The sequence below is a fragment of the Haliscomenobacter sp. genome (genome assembly GCF_040403615.1).
Taxonomy (GTDB): domain Bacteria; phylum Bacteroidota; class Bacteroidia; order Chitinophagales; family Saprospiraceae; genus Haliscomenobacter.
This window is the reverse complement of sequence record NZ_JBBAKG010000050.1, coordinates 17,755-42,638: the sequence shown is the minus strand read 5'-3', so window position 1 is coordinate 42,638 and position 24,884 is coordinate 17,755. Positions and strand designations below refer to the sequence as shown.

Here is a 24,884-nt window from a genome sequence, read left to right as displayed (position 1 = left end):
AATTACAATTGGCATTCGAGGCCGCCCAGTCGGGCGGCCTCTTTGTTTTTATGCCAGGGTCTAAAATTCTGAAAAATGAATTTAGGTTATGAGTGTTGTTGTCATAACTCATAATTCATAGCTCATAACTTATAATTCTACTTCTTGTCTTGCTTCGCAAAAACCTTCTTCAGCAGGTCACTCCCCCGCGAATCTACGTTTTGACGAATGTCCAATTCTTTTTTCTCCACCAGTTGAAACATGCCGATCAAGGATTTTTCGGTCACGTATTTATCCAGTTCCGGATTCATTTTTTTCACTAGGGGAATTTTGTTGTAAGCCGTAACTGCGCTGGTCCAATATTCACGGGCTTTGAATTTGTCCAGCGAAGTTTGGATGACGGGTATAAACGCAGCAGTCAATTGGGTGGTAGTGGTACGCTGCAAATATTGCGTAGCGGCATTTTTTTCACCCATCAGAATGTTCAACGCATCCTGGAAAGTCATCTGTTTGATGGCATTCACAAAAATGGGCTTGGCCTGAGCAGCGGCATCTTCTGCGGCGCGGTTCATTTTTTCCAGTAAATCCTCTTCAAACTTGGAGAATCCAGGGATGACCTTCAGCTTGGCTGCCATGGTTTTGGCTTCTTCGGGCAACAAAATTTTGTAGGCACTGGCATAGTAGCCATCCTTGGCTGAAAGGAAGCTCACCGCTTGATCAACCCCAACATTCAGGGCTTCTTTCAAACCCGATCCGGCTTCATCTGCACTCAGATCGCCGCTTTTGCCCAAAACTGTATTTTTGGCTTTATTGATCAAGCCACCCAACTGGGCTTCTGCCTGGTTGTTCAAAATACCCCAGGTCAAAAGGGGCAACAAAACGAGGTAACGTCCGCTCATGGTTTTCTGTTTTTTGAATGATAACGATATTATGACGGCAGCGGTACGCTGAAGGAGCAGACAAAATGGGGCTTTAACGTTTCTTTAATAACGTAGAAAAAATAACTTCCCGATTTTGGGTTTTGAATAGGAAATCGAACGGTTCATTTCAAGTGAGGTTCCTATTCAAAAGCCTCTAAAAAAATCGGGAAGTTATTTTTTGCGTCATACTTAATGCCTTTTTTGCAATTACCAGACCAAATACTTTTTATTTTAACGATTGTTCAATATATTTATGGCCGTAAATACCAAATATGCCCACCATCAAAACCAGTAAGGAGGAAATACTGCAAAAATCAATGCGCTTGATTTGGCAGAAAGGCTACCACGATACCAGCATCGGTGACTTGGCTTCAGCATTGGGCATGCACAAATCTCATTTCTACTATTATTTCAAAGACAAGGAAGACCTGATGAAGGAAATCCTGTTGTACATGTTGGCACAATTTACGCAATTGCTCAAGCGAATTGAGGAGAATCCAGAACTGGACACTGCTGGTAAACTCCAAAAACTGGCTACCAAAATTGAACGCTTTTACGACCTGGATGGCTTTTCCAACGGCTGCCTGATGGCCAATACCGCCCTGGAATCGGTGGGCAAAGATTATGCTTTCATGCCGGTGGTGCGTACCTTTTTTAGCACGTTTATCGAACACCTTGGTGCAATCTATGCCGAAAAGCACCCCGAATCAGAAGCTCGATTACTGGCCGTACGTGCCGTACAGGAAATAGAAGGTGCCATTCTGCTGACCCGCATCTTTGGTGAAAAAACTTATCTCCTGCAAGCGCTTCAACGGCTTGCGGTATAATTTTTTTTGCTCCTTTAATTTAACGAACGATCAATAAATTAAAAACACTTAAACCATGATGAACCCTATTCCAACCTCAAATCAACCCAAAACCAGCAGTGAAAAATTGAGCATAACCTGTGCCGACGGAGTTACTCTGGCCGCAATTCTTTGTGTACCCAATGAACCAAAGGCCGCGCTGATGCTGAGCGGCGGTACCGCTTTCAAGAAAGAGTTTTACTTGCCCATCGCGCATTTCCTGGCAGAGCATGGTTTTGCCACGGTCGTATACGATTACCGGGGTACTTGCGAATCCGCTCCCGCAACCATGCGGCATTGCAATTATTCGTACCTGGACTACGGGCAACAAGACATGCCTGCGGTGTTGAATTATCTGGATACCCGCTTTCCAGCCTTGCCCAAACTGATTTTTGGACACAGCGTGGGAGGTCTAAAAGTAGGATTAATGCCCAATTTACACCTGGTGAAAGGCATGGTTTGTTTTGCTACCTCGGTTGGATACCTGCCATATATGCCTTGGTCTTATCGATTGAAGAGTTACTATTTCTTCTACCTGTTTGCCCCCCTTAGCATCGCCCTTTGGGGCTATGTAGCCGCCAAGCGGTTCAGGATCATGGAGGATTTGCCAGGCAGAATCGTAATGCAGTGGCGAGCCTGGTGCGGAAAACCTGATCATTATTTCGATCCAAAATTTTACGGAAAAACAGTACCCATTGGTGCATACGACCAGATACCGTTCCCCATTCACGTTTTTTGGGCCAGCGATGATCCCATTTCAAATGCACGATCCGTACCGCGTTTTTGGCAACATGTCAAAAGTCAGGCGGGAATTGGCTTCACCCAATGGCGCCCGGAAGATTGGAATGTAAAAAAAATTGAGCACCATGGGCTGTTTAAGTCACAATTCAAAAAGTCACTGTGGTTAGAAATATTGGGCGCCTTACAACGGATGTTGTAAGATTCTAGCACTTAAACCTTTAAATCCTAAAATATGCTGAAAACCTGCTAGTGAAAGCAGTGTATTAAGGCGAGGCCCACATAACCAAACATCTGGGCAGCCAATGGAGGAGTAAAGCCAGCTGTTTCTTTGGTCAACTTAAGGCTTAAATCTGTTATGTGTATTATGTTTAAATATATAAATAAAACTATATTCATATGGGGGGTGTTTTAATGACATAAAAATGACATAGAAAAACCAACGCTTTTAGGAATCACTTCTAATTTAGAATATTATTCACAAATTACCACGGTTCTAGTATGAAAAACTTGATGTTTACCAACCTAGCCAAATCCCTGATTGCCTTTATGGTGATCGCCGGAATTTTCAATGGATGTCAAAAAGCGATGACGACGTAACCCGGACACTGCCTACTACTGCAGTTGATGCTGCGGTCGGTGCTGCCGCGGGGGATCATGTTCCCAATGAATTTCTGGTAAAATTTAAAGAAGGCACTTCTACTGCTGGCAAATCACAGGCGCTGGCAAAGGTTAATGGAAGTGTTAAAGAAACCATCCTTACTGCGGCAATGAAAAGAGCCAACCTAACTGAGGGTATTCAGGTGATCCGCACTTCCATGAATGCCCTGGATGCCATTAGTCGCATCAATGGATCGGAAATTGAATACGCGGAGCCCAATTACATCTACAACCACTTTGCAACTTCCAATGATACCTACTACACCAACGGTTCACTTTGGGGTATGTATGGCGATGCGACTTCCCCCGCTAACCAGTTCGGTTCTCAAGCGGGTGAAGCTTGGGCAGCAGGAAAAACGGGATCTAGCACCGTTTACATCGGCATCATTGATGAGGGCTACATGTATACGCACCCGGATTTGGCGGCCAATGCTGGAACCAATCCTGGTGAAACAGCCGGCAACGGGGTTGACGATGATGGCAATGGCTTAGTCGATGATGTATATGGCTGGGATTTTGATGGCAACAACAGTTCTGTATTTGACGGCGCAGGAGATGATCACGGCACGCACGTTGCCGGTACCATTGGTGGTGTAGGTGGCAATGGTGTTGGAGTAGCCGGCGTATGCTGGAATGTGAAATTGTTGAACGCCAAATTCCTCGGTAGTCAAGGTGGTACAACCGCCAACGCCATCAAGGCGGTAGATTACTTTACCAACCTTAAAACAAGGGCTGTCAATCCGGTCAACATTGTAGCCACCAATAACTCCTGGGGTGGTGGTGGTTTCTCTCAAGCGTTGAAAGACGCCATTGACCGTGCGAACGGTGCGGGTATCCTGTTCATTGCGGCGGCAGGAAACAGTGGTACCAATAATGATGCAACCGCAAGTTACCCTTCTGGCTATACTAGTGCCAACATCATCGCGGTTGCTGCAATTACCAATACCGGAGCGCTTGCCAGCTACTCTCAGTACGGAGCTACCACCGTAGATATTGGTGCGCCTGGTTCTGGGATTTGGTCTACGGTCCCAGTAAGCTCTAAAGGAAAAGTGGTCGCTAGTTATGCCAGCTACAATGGTACATCCATGGCTACTCCGCACGTATCGGGTGCAGCGGCCCTGTACAAGGCTTCTAATCCAAGTGCAACAGCAGCTCAAATCAAAGACGCCATTATGAATAGTGCCGTAGCAACACCTTCTTTAAGTGGCAAGTGTGTTTCTAACGGACGTCTAAATGTTAGTGGATTCTAATCAACGTGAGCGGATTATTGTACACATAAAAAGAGGCTTGGTTTTCATCATGAAAACCAAGCCTCTTTTTATATGTACACTTCAGCCAGTGGCTACCTTCTTTTCTGTTCCCAGGCCCAGGCTGTCCGCATGATGTCGCTGATGTTGCGCTGGGCCATCCAGCCCAAACGCGAGGTTGCCAGGTTGTTGTTGGCATAAATGGCCACTACATCACCGGCGCGGCGCGGCCCAATTTCGTAGTTCAATTGAAGTCCCGATACCGCTTCAAAAGCATAGATGGCTTCCAATACCGTCACCCCTTCGCCGATGCCAAGATTGAAGATCTCGCAATTGCTTTCCTGTTGGTTGGCCAACAAGTATTGGATCGCTTTGGTATGTGCATTGGCCAGATCCATTACGTGAATGTAATCGCGGACGCAACTGCCATCGCGGGTGGGATAATCGTTGCCAAACACGGTCATGCTTTTGCGTTTGCCGATTGCTGTTTCGGTGATGACGGGTACCAGGTTGGTTGCGGCAGTAGGGGCTTCGCCAATCAGGGTACTTTCATGCGCTCCTCCAGGATTGAAGTAACGCAAGATCACGGCATTGATGCCTTTTTCGTGAAAACAAACGTCATACAGGATTTGCTCGCCCATTTGTTTGGTGCGCGCATAAGGCGATTCCGCGGTTTGAAAAGGGGTGCTTTCGGTAACCGGCAATTCCGTAGCATTGCCATAAACCGAACAAGAAGAAGAAAAAATGATGTTCTTTACGCCGAATTCCACCATGCACTCCAGGACATTGAGCAAGCTGTCCAGGTTGTTGCGAAAATAAAGAAGGGGTTTTTCTACGCTTTCTCCGACGTACTTTAGCGCCGCAAAATGAATGACGCCTGAAATGTCGGGGTTGGCTTCAAAAACACTGCGGGTTGCGGCCTTGTCACAAAGGTCGACGGGATAGTTTTGAACGGTTTTTCCGGTGATGGCCTTAACGCCTTCCAAAATGCCGTCCGAGGCATTGATCAGGCTGTCTGCGGCTACGACCTCGAAACCGTTGTCTATCAAATCCACCAAAGTGTGGCTTCCGATGTAGCCACAGCCACCGGTTACTAAAATCTTGCTCATTTGTATTATTTTTACGACTTAAAAATAGTTATTATATGAACAATGTGCAACTAATTGCCGAAATAACCCAGATTGCCCGCCAAGCCGGTGCCACTATCCTGGACATCTATGCACAGGAGGCTGATTTTCAGGTAGAACACAAAGCCGATTCTTCGCCACTCACCATTGCCGATCGCCGGGCCAACGCAATTATTTGTAGTGCACTGGAGGCTCTTCCCGTGCAATTTCCGATCATTTCGGAGGAAAATCAACAAATCCCTTACACAGAAAGGCAGCATTTCACCAAAGCCTGGTTGGTCGATCCACTGGATGGTACCAAAGAGTTCCTCAAACGCAACGGCGATTTTACGGTCAACATTGCTTTGATTAACGCAGGCGAAATCGAACTGGGTGTGGTGTACATCCCGGTGTTTGACGAAATGTATTACGCAACCAAAGGGGGCGGCGCATTCAAAGAAAAAAACGGCATGGTACAACGCCTCCAGGCACTGCCCTTCACCATGTCCGATACGGGACTCAAGGTCATCTCTTCCCGCTCTCATATGAACACTGAAACAGAAGCATTTATCCAGCAACTAGATCAACCCGAATTGGTATCCCGGGGCAGTTCTCTCAAGTTTTTGCTCATTGCTTTGGGGCAGGCCCAGGTGTATCCCCGCATGGCCCCAACCATGGAATGGGATACGGGTGCGGCTCAAATCATCCTGGAAGAGGCTGGCGGCCAGGTAATTGATCAAAACACCAATGCGCCTTTGCGGTACAACAAGGAAAATTTGTTGAATCCCTACTTTGTCGCATACGGGGACTTGAAAAAATAGTCTATTTTTATAGCTATTCCATCATGGTTTAAATCCTCATCTATGCTTGCCCTCAAAAAAAACCTAATCCTCTTCTTGTTTTGCTTAGTGAGCGTTGTGGTTCAAGCGCAGGTTATTCAGCCTGCGGCAAAACCGAGCCTTAAAGTCAATTACGAACGCCTCAAGCGCATCGATAATTTGATCAATGACTACGTGCAACAAAAAAAGCTGGTTGGCGCCGTAACCCTGGTGGTCAAAGACGGCCAGGTGATTCAATACCAGGGCTATGGACTGGATGACCTCGACACCAAAAAGCCCATGGCCAAGGATGGGATTTTTCGCATCGCTTCCCAAACCAAAGCCATCACCAGCGTAGGCATCATGCTGCTGATGGAAGAAGGAAAAATCTTGCTCAGCGACCCATTGTACAAGTTCATTCCTTCTTTCAAAAAACCGAGCGTATTGGCCAAATTCAATGAAAAGGACTCGAGCTACACAACGGTACCTGCCAAGAGGGACATTACCATCAAAGACTTGCTGACCCATACCTCGGGATTGGGTTATGCGACAATCGGTAGTCCTGCGATGCAGGCCATTTATGCCAAAAACAACATTACTGCTGGCGTAGGAGAAATGAAAAATAACCTGGGTGATGCCATGACACGTCTGGGTGCCTTACCACTGGAATACCAACCCGGCGAGCGCTGGAATTATAGCCTCAGCACCGATGTATTAGGCCGCGTGATCGAGGTGGTGAGTGGAATGGATCTGGAAACGTTTTTCCAAAAACGCATCTTTGCGCCCCTGGGCATGAAAGACTCCTATTTCAACCTGCCCGCTGAAAAGCATAGTCGCCTCACGGTGATTTATACGCAAGATTCGCTGGGAAAATTCTTCAAGTTGCCTGAGAGTTTCAACGTTTCCGCTGATTTTCCCAATCAGAAAAAAACTTACTTCTCCGGCGGAGGTGGCCTCTCTTCAACGGCGTACGACTATGCCATTTTTCTGCAAATGCTATTGAATAAAGGAAAGTACAACGGCGTCACCCTGCTTTCTCCACGCACCGTAGAAATGATGACCAGCAACCAGATCGGAAAATTGTGGGGCGACGGTGCTTTCGGATTGGGATTCGGAATCACCACTGCCGCCAAAGCTGATGATTACGCCAGCGTTGGTACCTTTTCCTGGGGCGGCGCATTCGCCACCGCTTACTGGGCTGATCCTAAAGAAAACCTGATTTATTTGCTGATGACCCAGCAATTGCCGAGTAGCGCACATTGGGGTGAAATGCAGGAAAAGTTTAAGGTGGCGGTGTATCAGGCGCTGAAATGATCTCAGCATGAATTGTGCAACGCTCCGTTGCACAATTCATGCTCACCCCACCATCTCAATCAACAACTTCAACAACTCCGCCGCCGCCTTCGAGATCTTCGTTCCTGGGCCAAAAATCCCCGCCACGCCTTGCGCGTACAGAAATTCATAATCCTGAGCCGGAATCACTCCGCCAACCACCACCATGATGTCATCGCGGCCCAGTTTTTCCAACTCGGCGATGGTTTGTGGTACCAGTGTTTTGTGGCCAGCCGCCAGAGAGGAGATGCCCAGAATATGGACGTCGTTTTCCACCGCTTGTCGGGCCGCTTCGGCGGGTGTTTGAAACAAGGGGCCTATGTCTACATCAAAACCCAGATCGGCAAAGCTGGTGGCAATGACTTTGGCCCCGCGGTCGTGGCCATCTTGCCCCAATTTGGCAATCATGATGCGGGGTCGGCGGCCATCCAGCTCCGCAAATTGATCGGCCAATGCCTGCGCTTCGCGAAAGTTTTCATCTGTACCCGACTCGCTGCGGTAAACGCCCGATACGGTACGGGTTACAGGCGTATAGCGGCCAAAAACCTCCTCCATGGCCCAGGATATTTCGCCCAGGGTAGCCCTCAAGCGGGCACATTCTACGGCGATGGTCAGCAAGTTGCCCGCTTCGCCTTGCGCACAACGCTTCAGTTTGGCCAAAGCTGCCTGACACGCCGCTTCATCGCGCTGACTTTTGGTAGCCTGAATGCGGCGAATTTGGGCATCGCGCACCGCAGCATTGTCTACATCCAGGATATCGATTGGCGCTTCGTGTTCCAGGCGGAATACATTTACACCTACAATTTGGTCTTTGCCGCTATCGATGCGGGCTTGCTTGCGGGCAGCGGCCTCTTCGATGCGCAACTTGGGCAATCCAGCTTCGATGGCCTTGGCCATGCCGCCCAAGGCTTCTACTTCTTCAATCAGTTCCCAAGCGCGGTTGGCCAATTGATCGGTTAGGTATTCCACAAAATAACTGCCTGCCCAGGGATCTACCGCTTTGCAAATGTCGGTCTCTTTTTGCAGGTAAATTTGGGTGTCGCGTGCAATTTTGGCCGAAAAATCGGTGGGCAAGGCAATGGCCTCATCCAGCGAGTTGGTGTGCAGGGATTGTGTTCCGCCTAGCACTGCTGCCAGTGCTTCGATGGTGGTGCGGGCTACGTTGTTGAAAGGATCTTGTTCGGTAAGACTCCAGCCGGAAGTTTGACAATGGGTGCGCAACGCCATCGATTTGGGGTCTTTGGGTTGAAATTGCTGTACGATTTTTGACCACAACAAGCGCCCCGCGCGCATCTTGGCAATTTCCATAAAATGATTCATCCCGATGGCCCAAAAGAAGGAGAGCCGCGGGGCAAAGTCGTCGATGTCCAAGCCAGCCTTTACCCCAGTCCGCAAGTATTCCCAGCCGTCGGCCAGGGTGTAAGCCAATTCCAGATCGGCGGGTGCGCCAGCTTCCTGCATGTGGTAGCCACTGATGGAAATGGAGTTGAACTTGGGCATGTGTTGCGCCGTATACTCAAACACATCTGCGATGATGCGCATCGACTGCTCGGGGGGATAAATGTAAGTATTGCGCACCATGAACTCCTTGAGGATGTCGTTTTGGATGGTACCAATCAACTGCTCTGGCGCCACACCTTGCTCTTCAGCCGCGACGATGTAAAAAGCCATGATGGGAATGACCGCGCCATTCATGGTCATCGAAACCGACATATCGGCCAGAGGAATCTGATCGAAAAGGATTTTCATGTCCTCTACACTATCAATGGCCACCCCTGCCTTGCCTACGTCGCCTTGTACCCGTTCATGATCGGAGTCGTAGCCCCGGTGGGTAGCCAGGTCAAAAGCAACCGACAGTCCTTTTTGGCCTTGAGCCAGGTTGCGACGGTAAAAGGCGTTGCTTTCTTCCGCAGTCGAGAATCCAGCATATTGCCGAATCGTCCAGGGACGGATGGTGTACATGCTGGCGTATGGCCCACGCAAATAAGGTGGAATGCCTGCTGCATAACGCAAGTGTTGCATTCCGATCAGATCCGTTGGATCATAAATGGATTTGACGGGTATTTTTTCCGGACTGAGCCAGGGGTCGGCTTGCTCCAGGGTGGGGCTGTCGCCATTTAGGGTCAGGTCAAGGGAAATATTGCGAAAATCAGGGCGAGCCATAAGGCAGTAATTTGGTCTAAGCGGCAAATTAAGGGATTTTGGCGGGATGCCCAAGTGAGGGATGTCATTGAAGGAAAGGGATTTTGTGCTAGATGTCAGAAAAAATATTTTTTTACAAAAAATAATATCCTAAATTATGGTGCAAAAAAAACGAAACCGGCTAATTCACTTGTAAACCATGTTTTTATCCATCTCGACAACCCAGTACCCGGCCACCAATCTTGGCTATTTGCTGCACAAACACCCCGATAAGGTGCAGACCTACAGCACCGCAGGAGGAAAAGCCCATGTTTTTTTCCCCGAAGCAACCGATGAGCGTTGCACTGCCGTGTTGGTACTGGACATCGATCCGGTTGAGCTGGTGCGCAGCCTCAAAGTGCCTGGAGAAAGCCGGAGTTTGCAGCACTACGTCAACGATCGGCCTTATGTGGCGTCTTCTTTTACCAGCTCGGCCATCTCCAATGTGTATTCCTCGGCACTCAATGGCCGCTGTACTGAAAAGGAGGAATGGCTGGAAATGAATCTGCCGCTGGAAGTCAAGATCCCTGCACTCAAAGTCAGGGGAGGACAGGGATTGCTGGAGCGGATTTTTTTGCCTTTGGGCTACACCATTCAGGCAGAGCGGCTGCCTTTGGATGAGCAATTTCCGGAATGGGGCGAAAGCAACTATTTTGCCTTGACCCTCCTGCATCAATTGCCCTTGCAGACCCTTTTACAACATTTGTATGTGTTGCTGCCCGCTTTTGACGCAGAACGGCACTACTACGTATCGAGTGGAGACATTGAAGTCTTGCTCAAAAAAGGTGATGTTTGGCTGAAGGATCACCCCGAGCGAGATTTTATTGTGCGAAAATACCTGAACAACAACGCTATACTGGCAAAAATGGCCATCGGAAAATTAATTCCTGAAGAAGAATTGGAGGTAGAGGAAGCCCCGATCAACCTGGGAGTAGAGGAGGAACCATCCGTCAACTTGCACCAACAGCGCCTGAATGCTGCCCTGGAAGTACTCAAGGCATCTGGTGCCAAAACGGTGCTTGACCTGGGTTGTGGAGAAGGGCGATTGCTCAAAATGTTGTTGCGCGAAGGCCAATTTACCCGCATAATTGGCGTAGACGTCTCTTTTTTCAGCCTGCAAGTGGCAACCCGGCGTTTGTACCTGAAAGACATGACCCCTAAGCAAAAAGAGCGCATTGAGCTGTTGCAAAGCGCTTTGACTTACCGGGATCGGCGTTTGGCAGGATTTGACGCGGCGGCTTTGATCGAGGTTATCGAGCATTTGGATTTGGAGCGCCTTCCGGCATTGGAGCGGGCCGTATTTGAGTTTGCTCGCCCGGGTACGGTGGTGATCACCACTCCCAACCGCGAATACAATGCCACCTATGCCATGCCTGAAGACAAAATGCGCCACCGCGACCATCGTTTTGAATGGACGCGCCAGGAATTTGCCAACTGGGCGGCACAGGTATCCGAAAAATTTGGCTACACCACCAGTATTGAAGGCATTGGCGAAGAAGACCCCAAATTAGGATCGGCTTCACAAATGGCAGTATTTAAGCGCAATGCAGACTAATCGTTATTGCTTATTCTTGAATTTTACTTCGTAAAGATCCTTGCGCTGGTTTTTGAACACCTGCACACTGCCAAACTCGTGCAACTCCTTCAACAACTCCAGATCAACGTCGGCGATGACGGTCATTTCCGTATTCGGCGTTGCTTCTGCGCGGATGCCGTTGCTCGGGAATGAAAAATCTGAAGGCGTAAAAATGGCCGATTGTGCGTACTGAATGTCCATATTGTTGACCTTGGGCAAGTTACCAACGCAACCTGCAATGGCTACATAGCATTCGTTTTCAATGGCACGAGATTGGGCGCAAATGCGAATGCGGTTGTAGCTGTTTTGGGTTTCGGTCAAGAAAGGCACAAAAAGAAGCTGCACCCCATGCCGGGAATGCCAGCGCGCCAGTTCCGGAAAACACACATCGTAATCGATCAAAATGCCGATGCGGCCAGCATCGGTATCAAATACCTTAATTTTACTGGCGCCTACCATTCCCCAGGCCGACTCCTCGGAGGGTACGGGGTGAATTTTGTAACAACCGTCCCAGGTGCCATCTCTTCTACACACATAGCTCACGTTGAGCAAAGACCCGTTTTCAACTATGGGCATACTACCGGTGATGATGTTGGTGTTGTAGGCCATGGCCATCTCTACGAATTTGTTGAGCAGCGGTTCGGTAAATTTGGCCAATTCGCGCACGGCATTTGCTTCGCCCAGGTGGTTGTACTCCGCCATCAAAGGGGCATTGAACATGGCCGGAAAAAGGATAAAATCCGACTTGTAATCACTGATGGCATCCACAAAAAACTCAACTTGCTCCACCAGCGCTTCAAAGGTGTCGAATAAGCGCATTTGCCATTGCACCAAGCCCAGGCGTACCACTTGCTTGGGGGTGTTGATGAGTTGCCCTTTTTCTACGTAATAAATATTGTTCCACTCCAAGAGGGTGGCAAATTCTTTAGACTCGGTATCTCCTGGCAAGTAGTTCTTGAGGATCTTTTTGACGTGAAAACCATTGGAAATCTGAAAGGTCAAGGTTGGGTCATAGATTTCCTTGAGTTTTACTTTTTCAATGTATTCGCGGGGCGTTAAGCTTTCGGAAAAGTTTTTGTAGTTGGGAATCCGCCCTCCGGCAATGACTGCACGAAGGTTCAGGTTTTCACAAAGCTCTTTGCGGGCATCGTACAAACGCCGACCCAGGCGCAGCCCCCGATAGTCGGGATGTACAAACATTTCAATCCCATACAATACATCCCCATTCGCATCATGGGTTGAAAACGTGTAGTCTCCGGTGATTCCCTGAAAGGTATGGTTGTCGCCGTATTTGCGGTAGTTGACGATAATGGACAACGCCGAGGCCACTACTTTCCCGTCCACCAGGACACAGAGCTGACCTTGAGGGAAAATCCGCAAGAGGGTTTGAATGTCTCTTTCATGCCAATAATCTCCTCCGATGCCTGCATATGCTTCGATCATGGCGTCTTTTTGCATGAAGTAATCTTCATACTGGAGGTTGCGCAATTCTATTTTCATAAAATATAAAATTCAGTTACAAAAGTACGTTAAGCACAGCCATTAATGCAAGCAAAGTGTGCTTGGCCTAAAGTTTAAATAAATTAAGCGCGGGGCTTTTTGTTTTAATTCCCAGTTTATCCATAAATTCAGCCGATTGATTTGACTAATCTTTACCTAATCATGAGCAAGAACAAAAAAACAAGTGCACCGAGTGATTCTCGACGCAAGTTTGTCAAAAATGCTGCCTTGGCTTTAGGCGGTTTAACCATCGTGCCGAGGCATGTGCTGGGGCGCGGATTTATTGCGCCCAGTGATAAACTCAATATCGCAGCAATTGGCGCAGGCGGCAAGGGTGCATCCGACATTGCCAACGCCTGGGACAATGGCGCCAACAACGTGGTGGCTCTTTGTGATGTAGATTTCTCCCGCGCAAAAGCCAGTTTGGACAAATTTCCTACTGCTAAAAAGTATGCCGACTTCCGCGTCATGCTGGACGAAATGAAAAACGACATCGACGCCGTTACCATTTCTACACCCGATCACGTGCACGGCATTGCCGCTATGGCCGCCATGCAATTGGGCAAACACGTTTATGTACAAAAGCCATTGACCCACAACATCCGTGAAGCCAGGATGCTGACCGAAGCGGCCCGCAAATACAAAGTGGTAACCCAAATGGGCAACCAAGGGGCATCCAACCCTGGTCAGCAGCAAATGCTCCAGTGGATGGACAAGGGTCTGGTAGGCAAAGTGCATACCGTATACATCTGGACCAACCGCCCGGTTTGGCCACAAGGCATTCCGTTACCCACTGAAAAGCCAGCACTGCCCGAAAGCATGAGCAAAGAGAACTGGGACTTATTTATCGGGCCAGCGGATTACGTAGATTACCACCCGCTGTACCACCCTTTCAAATGGCGGGGCTGGTGGAATTTTGGCACAGGTGCATTGGGCGATATGGGTTGTCACCTAATTGACCCCGCTTTCCGGGTTTTGGGACTGGGTTACCCTACTGAGGTAGAATGCAGTGTAGGACAAGTGTTTCTCAAAGATTGGACGCCAGAATACATTCCTGAAGGCTGCCCACCGTCTTCACATGTACAGATCAAGTTTCCGGCTACCCAACGCAACAATTCTCCGGTAACCATGACCTGGACGGATGGCGGCATCCGGCCTTTCCACCCGGACTTGATTCCGGCCAGTGATCCAATTGGCGACAATGACAGCTCCAATGGCGTGATCATGATTGGTACCAAAGGCGTAATGACCTGCGGAACTTACGGCTTAGTACCCAAGGTATACCTGAAAAATGGCACCAAACTGGAGATGCAACCAACACCTCCGCCTCCAGCAGGTACGCCTTCAGTGCCAGAATACGGCCACCAGCGCTCCTGGACCAACGCTTGTAAAGCAGGTTTCCAAAGCAAAGAACACCAGGCCTTGACTTCTTCCTTCGATTACTCTGGGCCGCTTACCGAAACGGTATTGATGGGCAACCTGGCCATTCGCAGCTACAACCTGCGCCGTCAGGGAGCCAACAACCGCATGGAATTTTATGGCCGCCAGAAACTGCTCTGGGACGGTACCGCAATGAAAATCACCAACTTTGAAGATGCCAACCAGTTCGTGGGTCGGAACTATCGCGCAGGGTGGGAGCCTAAATAAGAAGTTGTAAGTTTTAGGTTTTGAGATTTGAGTTTTAGTCCTCCAAGTGGCAAGCCATTTGGAGGACTATTTTTTTACAATAGGTTCTGATTTTAACGCTGAGTTAATAGATAGATAACCAAATCATAATTAGCCCGAAACATTCAATTAATATGATAGCATTACTTTCGTCAGTCGATAAGTGATCATCGATAAAACTTCAATTCAACCTTATATGAAAAGACAATTACTCCTGGTATGGATGCTACTCCTTTGCCTGTTTGCAGGACAATTGAGTGCCCAAAAAGTGCTGCGCACCAGTATTGCGGCGGCTACCGACGATTTGGAAGAATACGTTACTGGCTCAAACATCGGAGGTTTCGATGTAGGCAGTTCCGATTTGGAAATGACTACCGAAGGGGGAGGCAAGCAAATCATTGGTTTGCGATTCACCAACGTCACTCTTCCAAAAAATGCCATCATTACCAATGCCTACATCCAGTTCCGGGCAGATGAAGCCCATACGGAGGCAACCAACTTGATCCTAAAAATTCAGGATGCCGACAATCCTGGTACCTTTACCACCACCGACAAGATCTCTACCCGCTCTTTGGTAAAAGATTCGGTAAGCTGGAACAACATTCCTGCCTGGGTAACTGGCGATGCTGGTGCCGCACAACGCACGCCTAGCCTTACTGCTTTGATCCAAAAAGTGATTGCCCGCAGTGGCTGGATCACTGGGAATTCCCTGGTATTTGTTGTAAGCGGTGTGGGCAAAAGAGTAGCTGATTCTTTTGACGATACCGAAGCTGCCCGTAAAACTGCTGAATTGGTGATTGAGTATACTACTCCGCTTTCCGCCAAAAACCCCATTGCTACAGCTACTGACGATCTGGAGGAATATGTAACCGGTTCCAACATCGGTGGTTTTGATGTGGGAAGTTCTGATCTTGAAATGACGACCGAAGGGGGTGGCAAACAAATCATCGGTTTGCGCTTTTCGGACGTAAAAGTGCCAAAAGGAGCGCTGATCACCCGTGCTTACGTTCAGTTCCGTGCCGATGAAGCCCATACTGAAGCAACAACGCTGATTTTGAAGGCCCAAAACGCGGATAACCCTGGTACTTTTACCACTACTGATAAAATTTCCACTCGCCCATTGACCACTGACTCGGTGCGTTGGGCAGACATTCCTGCTTGGGTGACTGGCGATGCTGGTGCTGCTCAGCAGACTCCTGATTTGGCCAAATTGGTGCAAACTGTTGTCAACCGAGGTGGTTGGGCCAGCGGCAACGCCATGGTTTTTGTAGTAAGTGGCACCGGCAAGCGCGTAGCCGACTCTTTTGACGATACCGAAGCTGCCCGCAAAGCGGCTGAATTGGTGATCGAATACCTACGCCCGGTTGAAGCGAAAATTGCCATCAGTGATGCTACTGATGATATGGAAGAATACGTGACTGGCTCCAACATTGGTGGCTTTGACGTAGGTAGCTCCGATTTGGAAATGACTACTGAAGGCGGTGGCCAGCAAATCATTGGTCTTCGTTTCAATGGCATCAAAGTACCAAAGAATGCCAATATCGCTTCAGCTAGCATTCAATTCCGCGCGGATGAATCACACACCGAAGCTACTAACCTGATCCTGCGCGCCCAAATTGCCGATAACCCTGGAACATTTACCACTACGGATAAGATTTCTACCCGCCCATTGACTGCAGATTCTGTGCTTTGGTCAAGTATTCCTGCCTGGGTGACTGGAGATGCCGGTGCGGCACAAAAAACACCAGACCTTAAAGCTTTGGTTCAAGCAGTTATCAATCGTGCGGCCTGGAACGCTGGCAACAGCATGGCTTTTGTCATCAAAGGTACCGGAAAACGAGTTGCTGATTCTTTTGACGATACCGAAGCTGCCCGCAAAGCTGCCGAATTGACCATCGTTTACTATTCAGGTGACGAAGGTACAACCGAAGCCCTGCCTAAATACCCACTTGAATCGTTCCCAATTGCACGTGGTGCCAACTGGAAATACAACGACAAAGGCGAAAAACTGGATGGCAAACCCTGGACTGCCAAAAAATATGCAGCAGATACCCTTTGGTCTTTTGGCCGGGGCAAATTGGGCTATGGCGTTACTACGCTGACCACAACTTTGGGCTTTGGTGCTGATCCAAACAAAAAGAACGCTACCACTTATTTCCGCAATACCTTCAAAACGACCAACACCGCAGTTTATGACTCATTGGTGTTTTATGCTTTGGTAAACGATGGTGCCATTGTGTACATCAACGGTACCCAAGTACAGCGCATCAACATGAAAGCGGGCAGCGTTGCATACGATTCATTGGCTGCAAGTGATGCCACTGGCGCTCAATTGACGCAATACCGTCGTTTTGTGGTGGCCAACACCTTGATCAACAACGATACGAATACCATTGCCGTAGAGTTGCACCTGGCAAAATTGAATGCTGCCGATTTGACCTTCGACATGGAGGTTGTAGGCAAACAGGCATTGCCTCCAGTTGTCCCTTTCCCAATTGCCAAAGGTGGAAACTGGAGTGCCTTTGATTTAGGAAGAGAACCATCTGGGGATTGGAAAGCGCTTTCTTTCAATGATGGCGGCTGGATCCATGGCCCGGCGGTATTGGGGTATGGAGATCCGGTTTCAACGCTCTTGAACTATGGAGATGATCCAAACAACAAGTTCATTACTACTTATTTCCGCAAGCGTTTTAGCGTATCTGATTTGTCTGCCATTGGCGATTCGCTGTTGATTGGCTTGCGCCGTGACGACGGAGCTGTAGTTTACATCAACGGAAAAGAAGTGGCCCGCAGCAACATGCCAAGTGGCGCCGTTGCTTACGGTACTCTCTCAGGAGCAAATACGGGTTCTGAAACTGATTATTACCCTTACGTAGTAGCAAAAAGTGTATTGGTAGCCGGTACCAACATCATTTCGGTAGAAGTACACCAATCTGATCTGGCCAGCTCCGACATGACTTTTGACCTGGAATTGAAAGCACAGCCTTCCATTCCAACTCCTGCTTCGGGTTGTGTGGGTGTAAACGATGCACACATCAGCTGCTTTACATCGGTATTGCCAAATACCAAAAATCAGTTGTTCAATATCCCGGCTTCTCATAAATTCCAGGTATTGGTTCAAGCAAGAGATCCGTATACCCTAGGAGGCAACGTTAGCGCGAATTTTGACTTTACCGGTTATGTACCTGAAAACGGCAGCAGCACCAAAGGCCACTTGTCCATCAACTACGAAGCCAACCCAGGCGGTGTAGGCATGTACGATGTGAGCTACAACGCGACCTCCAAATTGTGGAGAGTAGATACTTCGCGTGCGATAGATTTCTCAGGAGTAGCGGGTACCGTTGGCAATTGCTCTGGTACGGTTACGCCTTGGGGTACGATCATCACTTGTGAAGAAACCCGTTTGGGTACCGATGCCAACAACGATGGTTACATCGACTTCGGCTGGTGTGTAGAGATTGATCCAAAGACCAACCGAGTGAGAGATTATGGCACCGGAAAACCGCAAAAGCTTTGGGCTTTGGGCCGTGCAAGCCACGAAAATGTAGTGGTTAGAAAAGACAGCACTACTCTATACTGGGGCGAAGATGCGGGTAATGGCGCCGTTTACAAATTCATCGCCGACAAAAAAGCAGACCTTTCTGCTGGGAAATTGTATGTATTAAAAATCACAGGGGGGTTACCTAACGGTGAAGCAGGTTCTCCCAATGGCGTATGGATACAAGTACCCAATACCACTCAGGCAGATCGCAACAATACCTACAATTTGGCGCTTAGCCTAGGTGCAACTACTTTTGCGGGTATCGAAGACGTAGAAATTGGTACACTTGACGGGATGGTGTATTTTTGCGTAAAAGGGGTGCCTTCTGAGCGCATTTACCGCTTCAAGGATGATGGCACCACGGTTTCTGGTTTTGAAACTTTTGTTGGTGGTGGTGGTGATGCATTTTACATCAACAATGGCAAATCAGCGATTCTGGAACCATGGGGAACTGGAAACGACAACCTGGCTTTCGATGACCGCGGCAACTTATATGTGCTTCAGGATGGCAGCCAGGATCACATCTGGTTGGTACGCAATGGCCACACCCGGGCGAATCCAAAAATTGAGTTGTTTGCCACTACACCAATTGGTTGTGAGCCTACCGGGATTACCTTCTCTCCAGACTACCGATTTATGTTCTTGTCTTTGCAGGAACCAAGCAGCACCAACACCGCTACCATGAGAGATGCTTCTGGTCGGACGATCACCTTCAACCGTTCTACGGCATTGGTTATAGCACGTTCCGAGAACCTGGGTTCTACCGTACCAGTTCGCGATATTCAGCCTCTGTTGGGCGGTTTGGAAGTATTCCCTAACCCAACTCAGGGCAACTTCACCATGAAGTTCAACCTGAAAGAAGCTGGAACAGTTAACCTGGAAGTGTTTGATTTGGCCGGAAGATTGGTAAAAATCCAGAAAGTGGAAGCCAACAGTGGCTTAAACTACCTTTCAACTGACTTACAAGAAAAAGGCATGCACATCTTGAAATTGTCTTCTGTTGAAGGCATTCGGATTGCAAAAATTATGGTAAATAAGTAATCAACTTTGGTTGTTCGTAATGCAGAAAAATTAACTTCCCGATTTTGGGTTTTGAATAGGAAGTCGAACGGTTCATTTCAAGTGAGCTTCCTATTCAAAACCCTCTAAAAAAATCGGGAAGTAATTTTTTGCGTCATACTTAATACTAAAATATATGGGGGGCGCTTGAAAGTGCCCCCTTTTTTTGTCCTCTTGCGATTGCGCGCAAAACTTTTCCTTTTCCCATGTTATTTTATCCTTGACCAAACCATGAAGATTATGCGCATGCCCAACTTTAAAGCCAGAGACCCCCGCCGCCGTGAAGAAAGCAGTGACTTGGGCTTTGGCACCAAGCTAAACGCCCCAGGAGAACGGCTATTGAACCAGGATGGCAGTTTCAATGTAGTGCGAAAGGGACGCTGGACCTGGACACCTTACCAAAGCCTAGTTGAGATGTCTTGGGGAAAATTCCTGCTGATGATGTTGGCGTTTTATATCCTGGCCAATTTTGTTTTTGCAGGCTTGTTTTATGTCATTGGGGTTGATCAATTCAATGGCGTCAGTGAGGAAGGGTCGGAAATGGTGAAGTTTGCCGATTTGTACTTTTTCAGCGCCCAAACCCTCACTACAGTGGGCTACGGCTACCTCAGTCCCAAGGGTTTTTGGGCCAATTCGGTTGCAGCCATTGAGGCTTTACTGGGTTTGATGATTTTTGCACTGGCCACGGGGTTGCTCTTTGCCCGTTTTTCACGTCCCAAAGGTCGAATTTTGTTTAGTAAAAATGCCTTGATTAGCCCTTATCTGGATGGGTATGCTTTTATGTTCCGCATTGCCAATATTCGCAACAACAGCATCATCAATCTGGAAGCAAAAGTTACAATGTCCTGGTTGGAAGAGGTGAATGGAAATTTTACTCGAAAATTTCTTGCCTTGCCTCTGGCTCGGGAGAGAGTTAACCTTTTTCCCCTCAATTGGACGATCGTACATCCCATTGAAGAGACCAGTCCTTTGTATGGCAAGAGAACCGAGGAAATTGAGAGAATGCAACCGGAATTTGTAATTCTGATCAGTGGCTTCGACGAGACCTTTGCCCAAAATGTACACAGCAAAACCTCCTACACGTTCAAAGACTTGATTTGCAACGGCAAATTCAAACCGATGTACTATGAACAAGATGGACATACTGTACTGGAGTTAGACAAGATTGACGAGGTGGAGGTGTTGACAGCGCAGCTTGCCATATCTCAATAGAATCTTTTACGCATTTATAGATCGCAAAATGCCCAAAGCCTCATCCTCCTTTTCTGTCATTTTTGACTTGTCCTCTGGCGTTTTGTCAGAATAACCACACAGGTGTAGCACGCCATGAATCATCACACGATTCAATTCATGTTCGAAAGTTGCACCAAACTGGTGGGCATTTTCGCGGATGCGCTCAATGCTGATGTACACATCGCCTTCAATAATTGGCGGGTCGTGGTATGGGAAAGTAATAATATCCGTCAGGGTATCGTGCTTGAGGTACTCCTGATTGAGTTTGAGCAAATAGGAGTCGGCGCAAAAGATGTAATTGACAAAATTCAATTCTCCTTTTTCGCGCTCAACAATAGATTCAACCCACTGGCGCAACAGCGCGGGATTGGCGATCTCGAAATCAATTTCTTCTGAAAAAAAAGAAATTGGATCGCTTGGGCCTTCATCTTCAATTATATCATCGTAAAGTTCAAAATCATCCATAGAGGTTTGGTGAAAAATTACCGATTATCGCCGCAGCGAAATTGCATTTCCACAGTGCGACCATTGTCGCAAAAACGGATGCCATCTGAAAATTGCTGCATCATAAATACCCCCCGGCCTCCGCATTTACAGCGGTTTTCGGGTTGAGTAGGATCTGGTAAACTTTTGTAATCAAATCCGCGACCTTCGTCAGAAACCCTTACCGCAATACAATCGGCAGATTTGTGCATCTGAACCTGTACGGTCTTGGATGCATCCTGCTTGTTGCCATGAATAATAGCGTTGTTGACTGCTTCGGTAAGACTAATGAGAATGTTTCCGTAAAGATCAGGACTGATTTTGTACTTGTTTACCATCTTGTCCAAGAAGGACTCAATTTTGGCGACGCTGCGCGGATCAGAAGGTAATTTCAGCATAACTTCGATTAAGGTTTGTGTCTAAAAATGAGTACCCGTGGGGTAAAGCTGAATTGTAACACGTTCCTGAGTGATTAAAAATCGAACGAAAATTAGGGGTTTATTTCATAAGATGCAACTGACATTTACTTCCTTAAAATCATAAATGCCTCATTGACAAGGAATAAAACTTTTTGTGTTTCTACATGGGGGCGAAAAGCTTTGCAATCAGGTATTTATACGCACTGAGTTAACGAAAGTTACAGATCCGTTAATAAAAAAACAAAAAAAATAATTGTCGAAAAAACAAATTTTATCCCCATTCGGCGGAAACGCCTGTTAATACACCCCCTTACATGCTTTCGAAGCCTCGCTCCAGATCGCGAATCAGGTAATCTGCATCCTCCAAACCAACGTACAAGCGCAAAATCCGGTGGGCCGGATTCAGGGTGTTGAATTCATCGTCTTGCAAGCTGGCACAACCTGGCAAAATCAAGCTCTCGTGCCCTCCCCAACTGACGGCCATCATGATGTGGTGCAGGCTTTCACAAAAACGGACAATTTCTTCTCGGGAATCGGCGTACAAATAAAAACTCAGCAATCCGCAAGCGCCACTCATCTGCTCCATTGCCAATTCGTATTGTGGGAAAGTCACATCCAGTGGAAACAATACCCTTTCTACTTGTGGGTGGTTTTGCAAGAAATGAACAATTTTAGGGGTTGTGGCCGAAATCCGATCCAAACGCGCCGACAAAGTACGCAACCCCCGAATCAACAACCAGGCATTGAAAGGTTGAATCCCGCTGCCAATGTTCAGGTACTCGCTGTCAAAGATTTTTTTGATCATCGCGCTACTCCCGCTGAGTACTCCCGCTACGGTATCGCTGTGTCCACCGATGTATTTGGTAGCGCTTTGCAGCGCAAGATCAATCCCCATCTCGATGGGGCGCTGATAAACAGGGGTACAATAACTGTTGTCGCAAATGGTGATGATTCCGTGATCGCGGGCCAATTCCGAGACAGCCCGCAGGTCTTGCAGGGCGTAGTTCCAACTATTGGGGCTTTCCAAATAAATGATCCGCGTATTGGGGCGAATGGCTTCTGCAAAATTTTCTACCTGGGTGCCATCCACATAGGTTGTTTCTACATTGAACCGAGGCAGAATGTTGTCAAACATGCGCTGCGCCCAGGTGTAGGGCTTTTGGACACTCACAATGTGCTCGTCGGACTGGATATTGGCCAATACGGCTGCAAAAATAGCCGCAGCTCCACTGTTGAATACCAAGGCATCTTCGGCCCGATCCAGTGCCGCCAGTTTTTCCCGCAAAATATCAACCGTCGGATTAATGCCCCGACTGTACAAATAACCACTCGATTCGTCGACAAACAAATTGCGCAATTCATCAACCTTCCGCACCTGAAAATTGCTGGTTTGAATGATCGGCGGCGCAATCGCATTGAAGTATTCTTCGCGGTTTTCACCTAGTTCGTTGAGGATAAAAGAGAGTTCCATTAGAATGTGTTTGGGTAAAAAATCTAAACCATGCACTAGCTCACCATCTTCCCTGTTTTCCGCACCACCCCAAAATACAACAACCCCAGCCCCACCAACAGCACCAATCCAATCCCCGCAGCCCCCGGCTTTTGAATCACCACGGCCACGGCCACCATGGCATAGCTCACTACAAAAAATGCGGCCAGGTACGGCGTAAATTTGGATAGCGTGCCAGTGACCCGCTCATCACCCTCTCCTTTGCGCCGCAATATAAACAAAGTAGCGGCTGAGGTACACATGCCGATGCTGTCCAGAAACATGGTAAAACTCAAAATCTGGTCAATCTGCTTGCCAATCAAGGTAATGATGATGGTGAGGATGGCATACGCGGTCAATCCTGCCACCAATGCGCCAGTACGCGGATGCCGGCGGCTGAATATTTTAGGCATCACCCCATCTTCGCTCATGGCGCACATCACCCGAGGGTTGCTCAATAGAATGATGTTGACGTAGGTGAGTACCGACAAAAACATGGCCAGGTCAAAGACCTTTCCTCCGGCCTTGCCAAACCAGGCTTCAAACAACAGAGACCCAATGGCCGTGGCATTGCGCATTTTTTCAAAACCGATCACTTGCACATACGCGAAATTGATGGCCAGGTACAAAAAAATGGCCAAAAGTGTACCCGCAATAATGCCTCGGTTCAAGGCTGGCCCGGGCTTGGCTTCCGAACCAAAATTCAGCGCTTGTTGGTAGCCGCCGTAGGTAAAAGAAACTGCGATCAGACTGAGCAACAAAAGCAGCAGGGTATTGTTGCCCGTGAAGGTCTGTACGGGTTGGTTTTCATAGCCATGTGGCTCGATGACCACGCCTGCAAAAACGGTTGAAATCAGGATGAGGATCAAACCGATTTTCAGTACGATCATAAAATTCTGGGTTTGGGCACTGGTTTTCAGCCCCAACAAATTCACGCCATAAAAGAGGCCAACTGCAATGGTGGCCATACTGGTATTGAACAAGATCCCAGAAGGATGCCCAAACAACAAGTCGCTCAAGTAATCCGCCCCAATCAGTGCCACCACCCCCAAATTGGCCGCGTTGACAATCAGTACCAGAATATTGACCGTAAAACCCACTACCGGATGGTAACCGTAATTGAAAACTTGATAAAAACCACCCATTACTGGATACCTGGCGCCAATTTCGGCATAAGTCAAAGCCCCACACAAGGCAGTGATGCCACCGATGATCCAGGCAGCAAAAAAAATGCCTTCTGTACCTGCGTTGGCGGCAATGATGGCGGGGGTTTTGAAGATTCCCAGCCCGATAATCAGACTTACGGTAATGAGGGTAATCGTAGAAAAGCCGAGTTGGTGGCCTTTGGTAGCGTGGTTTTCAGACATGTTGCGCTTTTGCGCCCTAGACTACGAAAATTTTACGAATTCTGATAATTTTTCTGCTGTACCAACTGAAGTACCACTCTTTCTTTTTCCAGCAATTGCAGGCTATCCACCAAATCCAAGCGGTTTTTTTCATTGTCAAACTCATCGCTGAATGCCGCTTTCAGGTTTTTGCGTTTGATGGACTCCAGACAGCGTCGGGCATCCTCTTCGTTTTCCAAAACAAGTGGAGGCACTTCGGTCAATTTGCCTTCGGCATCTTTTGCCACCATGGTAAAGTACGAAGTATTGGTATGCTTCTTTTCGCCAGTAATCACATTTTCAGACTCTACCCGAATGCCTACGACCAGCGAAGTGCGACCCACATAATTGACCGAAGCCAGCAAAGAAACCAACTCACCAACCGAAACGGGTTCCCGAAAGTTGACGCCATCTACCGAAACGGTTACCACATAAGCCCCGGCGTGTTTGGCCGCGCAAGCATAAGCTACTTTATCCATCAAAGAGAGCAGGATTCCTCCGTGAATTTTCCCACCAAAATTGGCGTAGGCCGGGATCATCAGTTCAGTAATGGTGGTGCGAGAAGCAGATACGGGTTTGGCTTGCATGACTTCAATTTTTGACGAAGTAGTGGGGTAAAATGAAACACTTATTTTTTTATCGCCCCAAAGGTAAGCGAGAAGCCTCAATAGTTGAAGTGTTTTGCAGGATTGCTGCTGTACCTGAAAA

At 48.0% G+C, this 24,884-nt stretch carries 18 protein-coding genes; 9 read left to right on the top strand and 9 right to left on the bottom strand.

All coding sequences use genetic code 11. The features are described 5' to 3' along the window. Positions 1 to 137 precede the first annotated feature (137 nt). On the bottom strand, positions 138 to 878 hold the full coding sequence (locus ABW391_RS16650; RefSeq protein WP_353483028.1) for a DUF4197 domain-containing protein: 741 nt from the start codon (positions 876 to 878) through the stop codon (positions 138 to 140). Between the two features lie 293 nt (positions 879 to 1,171). Here ABW391_RS16650 and ABW391_RS16645 point away from each other — a divergent pair, with 293 nt between their 5' ends. The 3 genes from ABW391_RS16645 (at position 1,172) to ABW391_RS16635 (ending at position 4,392) form a co-directional block, all read left to right on the top strand. Then, positions 1,172 to 1,726 (top strand): TetR/AcrR family transcriptional regulator, encoded by a 555-nt coding sequence (locus tag ABW391_RS16645; RefSeq protein WP_353483027.1) that lies wholly within the window; start codon positions 1,172 to 1,174, stop codon positions 1,724 to 1,726. 55 nt (positions 1,727 to 1,781) lie between these two features. Next, complete coding sequence (locus tag ABW391_RS16640; RefSeq protein ID WP_353483026.1) at positions 1,782 to 2,684, top strand: alpha/beta hydrolase family protein; 903 nt, start codon at positions 1,782 to 1,784, stop codon at positions 2,682 to 2,684. Positions 2,685 to 3,057: 373 nt separating this feature from the next. After that, positions 3,058 to 4,392 carry a S8 family peptidase gene (locus tag ABW391_RS16635; RefSeq protein ID WP_353483025.1) on the top strand — a complete coding sequence of 445 codons (1,335 nt, stop codon included), beginning with the start codon at positions 3,058 to 3,060 and terminating at the stop codon, positions 4,390 to 4,392. 92 nt (positions 4,393 to 4,484) lie between these two features. On the opposite strand, the gene galE is transcribed toward ABW391_RS16635, so the two are convergent. After that, a complete protein-coding gene (gene galE, locus ABW391_RS16630) occupies positions 4,485 to 5,498 on the bottom strand; it encodes a UDP-glucose 4-epimerase GalE (RefSeq protein WP_353483024.1) in 1,014 nt (337 codons plus the stop codon). A gap of 35 nt (positions 5,499 to 5,533) precedes the next feature. Between galE and cysQ the strand changes: the two genes are divergently transcribed. After that, the gene (cysQ, locus tag ABW391_RS16625) at positions 5,534 to 6,316 is read left to right on the top strand and encodes a 3'(2'),5'-bisphosphate nucleotidase CysQ (protein ID WP_353483023.1); all 783 of its coding nucleotides are present in this window, start codon (positions 5,534 to 5,536) and stop codon (positions 6,314 to 6,316) included. A 42-nt stretch (positions 6,317 to 6,358) separates the two neighbouring features. After that, positions 6,359 to 7,627: a serine hydrolase domain-containing protein gene (locus ABW391_RS16620; protein WP_353483022.1), complete on the top strand. Its 1,269-nt coding sequence runs from the start codon at positions 6,359 to 6,361 to the stop codon at positions 7,625 to 7,627. A gap of 42 nt (positions 7,628 to 7,669) precedes the next feature. On the opposite strand, the gene scpA is transcribed toward ABW391_RS16620, so the two are convergent. Beyond that, positions 7,670 to 9,808, bottom strand: coding sequence for a methylmalonyl-CoA mutase (gene scpA / locus ABW391_RS16615; RefSeq protein ID WP_353483021.1), 2,139 nt, complete (start codon positions 9,806 to 9,808; stop codon positions 7,670 to 7,672). A 178-nt stretch (positions 9,809 to 9,986) separates the two neighbouring features. Between scpA and ABW391_RS16610 the strand changes: the two genes are divergently transcribed. Then, positions 9,987 to 11,381, top strand: coding sequence for a 3' terminal RNA ribose 2'-O-methyltransferase Hen1 (locus ABW391_RS16610; RefSeq protein WP_353483020.1), 1,395 nt, complete (start codon positions 9,987 to 9,989; stop codon positions 11,379 to 11,381). A 3-nt stretch (positions 11,382 to 11,384) separates the two neighbouring features. Here ABW391_RS16610 and ABW391_RS16605 read toward each other — a convergent pair whose 3' ends face one another. After that, positions 11,385 to 12,902, bottom strand: a complete 1,518-nt coding sequence (locus ABW391_RS16605; RefSeq protein ID WP_353483019.1) for a carbon-nitrogen hydrolase family protein — start codon at positions 12,900 to 12,902, stop codon at positions 11,385 to 11,387. Between the two features lie 162 nt (positions 12,903 to 13,064). On the opposite strand from ABW391_RS16605, the gene ABW391_RS16600 reads away from it, so the two are divergent. The 3 genes from ABW391_RS16600 (at position 13,065) to ABW391_RS16590 (ending at position 20,379) form a co-directional block, all read left to right on the top strand. Then, positions 13,065 to 14,549, top strand: a complete 1,485-nt coding sequence (locus ABW391_RS16600; protein ID WP_353483018.1) for a Gfo/Idh/MocA family protein — start codon at positions 13,065 to 13,067, stop codon at positions 14,547 to 14,549. A 214-nt stretch (positions 14,550 to 14,763) separates the two neighbouring features. Continuing rightward, entirely contained in the window at positions 14,764 to 19,149 is a 4,386-nt protein-coding gene (locus tag ABW391_RS16595) for an alkaline phosphatase PhoX (RefSeq protein ID WP_353483017.1), read from the top strand. A 249-nt stretch (positions 19,150 to 19,398) separates the two neighbouring features. Beyond that, the gene (locus ABW391_RS16590; protein ID WP_353483016.1) at positions 19,399 to 20,379 is read left to right on the top strand and encodes an ion channel; all 981 of its coding nucleotides are present in this window, start codon (positions 19,399 to 19,401) and stop codon (positions 20,377 to 20,379) included. A gap of 6 nt (positions 20,380 to 20,385) precedes the next feature. On the opposite strand, the gene ybeY is transcribed toward ABW391_RS16590, so the two are convergent. The 5 genes from ybeY to ABW391_RS16565 all read right to left on the bottom strand — a co-directional run bounded on the left by ybeY (position 20,386) and on the right by ABW391_RS16565 (position 24,763). Then, positions 20,386 to 20,865: an rRNA maturation RNase YbeY gene (gene ybeY / locus ABW391_RS16585; protein WP_353483015.1), complete on the bottom strand. Its 480-nt coding sequence runs from the start codon at positions 20,863 to 20,865 to the stop codon at positions 20,386 to 20,388. Between the two features lie 17 nt (positions 20,866 to 20,882). After that, a complete protein-coding gene (locus ABW391_RS16580; RefSeq protein ID WP_353483014.1) occupies positions 20,883 to 21,281 on the bottom strand; it encodes an ATP-binding protein in 399 nt (132 codons plus the stop codon). 331 nt (positions 21,282 to 21,612) lie between these two features. Further along, a complete protein-coding gene (locus ABW391_RS16575; protein WP_353483013.1) occupies positions 21,613 to 22,773 on the bottom strand; it encodes a trans-sulfuration enzyme family protein in 1,161 nt (386 codons plus the stop codon). A gap of 35 nt (positions 22,774 to 22,808) precedes the next feature. Then, positions 22,809 to 24,158: an APC family permease gene (locus ABW391_RS16570; protein ID WP_353483012.1), complete on the bottom strand. Its 1,350-nt coding sequence runs from the start codon at positions 24,156 to 24,158 to the stop codon at positions 22,809 to 22,811. A gap of 32 nt (positions 24,159 to 24,190) precedes the next feature. After that, positions 24,191 to 24,763, bottom strand: a complete 573-nt coding sequence (locus ABW391_RS16565; RefSeq protein WP_353483011.1) for an acyl-CoA thioesterase — start codon at positions 24,761 to 24,763, stop codon at positions 24,191 to 24,193. Positions 24,764 to 24,884: the final 121 nt, after the last annotated feature.

What these genes read in the sequence shown, in the direction of transcription:
- ABW391_RS16600 (WP_353483018.1), top strand. Translation starts at nt 13,065, where the DNA reads ATGAGCAAGAACAAAAAAACAAGTGCACCGAGTGATTCTCGACGCAAG.
- ybeY (WP_353483015.1), bottom strand. Translation starts at nt 20,865, where the DNA reads ATGGATGATTTTGAACTTTACGATGATATAATTGAAGATGAAGGCCCA.
- ABW391_RS16575 (WP_353483013.1), bottom strand. Translation starts at nt 22,773, where the DNA reads ATGGAACTCTCTTTTATCCTCAACGAACTAGGTGAAAACCGCGAAGAA.
- ABW391_RS16635 (WP_353483025.1), top strand. Translation starts at nt 3,058, where the DNA reads ATGTCAAAAAGCGATGACGACGTAACCCGGACACTGCCTACTACTGCA.
- ABW391_RS16620 (WP_353483022.1), top strand. Translation starts at nt 6,359, where the DNA reads ATGCTTGCCCTCAAAAAAAACCTAATCCTCTTCTTGTTTTGCTTAGTG.
- ABW391_RS16595 (WP_353483017.1), top strand. Translation starts at nt 14,764, where the DNA reads ATGAAAAGACAATTACTCCTGGTATGGATGCTACTCCTTTGCCTGTTT.
- ABW391_RS16605 (WP_353483019.1), bottom strand. Translation starts at nt 12,902, where the DNA reads ATGAAAATAGAATTGCGCAACCTCCAGTATGAAGATTACTTCATGCAA.
- ABW391_RS16645 (WP_353483027.1), top strand. Translation starts at nt 1,172, where the DNA reads ATGCCCACCATCAAAACCAGTAAGGAGGAAATACTGCAAAAATCAATG.
- ABW391_RS16570 (WP_353483012.1), bottom strand. Translation starts at nt 24,158, where the DNA reads ATGTCTGAAAACCACGCTACCAAAGGCCACCAACTCGGCTTTTCTACG.
- scpA (WP_353483021.1), bottom strand. Translation starts at nt 9,808, where the DNA reads ATGGCTCGCCCTGATTTTCGCAATATTTCCCTTGACCTGACCCTAAAT.
- ABW391_RS16590 (WP_353483016.1), top strand. Translation starts at nt 19,399, where the DNA reads ATGAAGATTATGCGCATGCCCAACTTTAAAGCCAGAGACCCCCGCCGC.
- galE (WP_353483024.1), bottom strand. Translation starts at nt 5,498, where the DNA reads ATGAGCAAGATTTTAGTAACCGGTGGCTGTGGCTACATCGGAAGCCAC.
- ABW391_RS16580 (WP_353483014.1), bottom strand. Translation starts at nt 21,281, where the DNA reads ATGCTGAAATTACCTTCTGATCCGCGCAGCGTCGCCAAAATTGAGTCC.
- ABW391_RS16610 (WP_353483020.1), top strand. Translation starts at nt 9,987, where the DNA reads ATGTTTTTATCCATCTCGACAACCCAGTACCCGGCCACCAATCTTGGC.
- ABW391_RS16565 (WP_353483011.1), bottom strand. Translation starts at nt 24,763, where the DNA reads ATGCAAGCCAAACCCGTATCTGCTTCTCGCACCACCATTACTGAACTG.
- cysQ (WP_353483023.1), top strand. Translation starts at nt 5,534, where the DNA reads ATGAACAATGTGCAACTAATTGCCGAAATAACCCAGATTGCCCGCCAA.
- ABW391_RS16640 (WP_353483026.1), top strand. Translation starts at nt 1,782, where the DNA reads ATGATGAACCCTATTCCAACCTCAAATCAACCCAAAACCAGCAGTGAA.
- ABW391_RS16650 (WP_353483028.1), bottom strand. Translation starts at nt 878, where the DNA reads ATGAGCGGACGTTACCTCGTTTTGTTGCCCCTTTTGACCTGGGGTATT.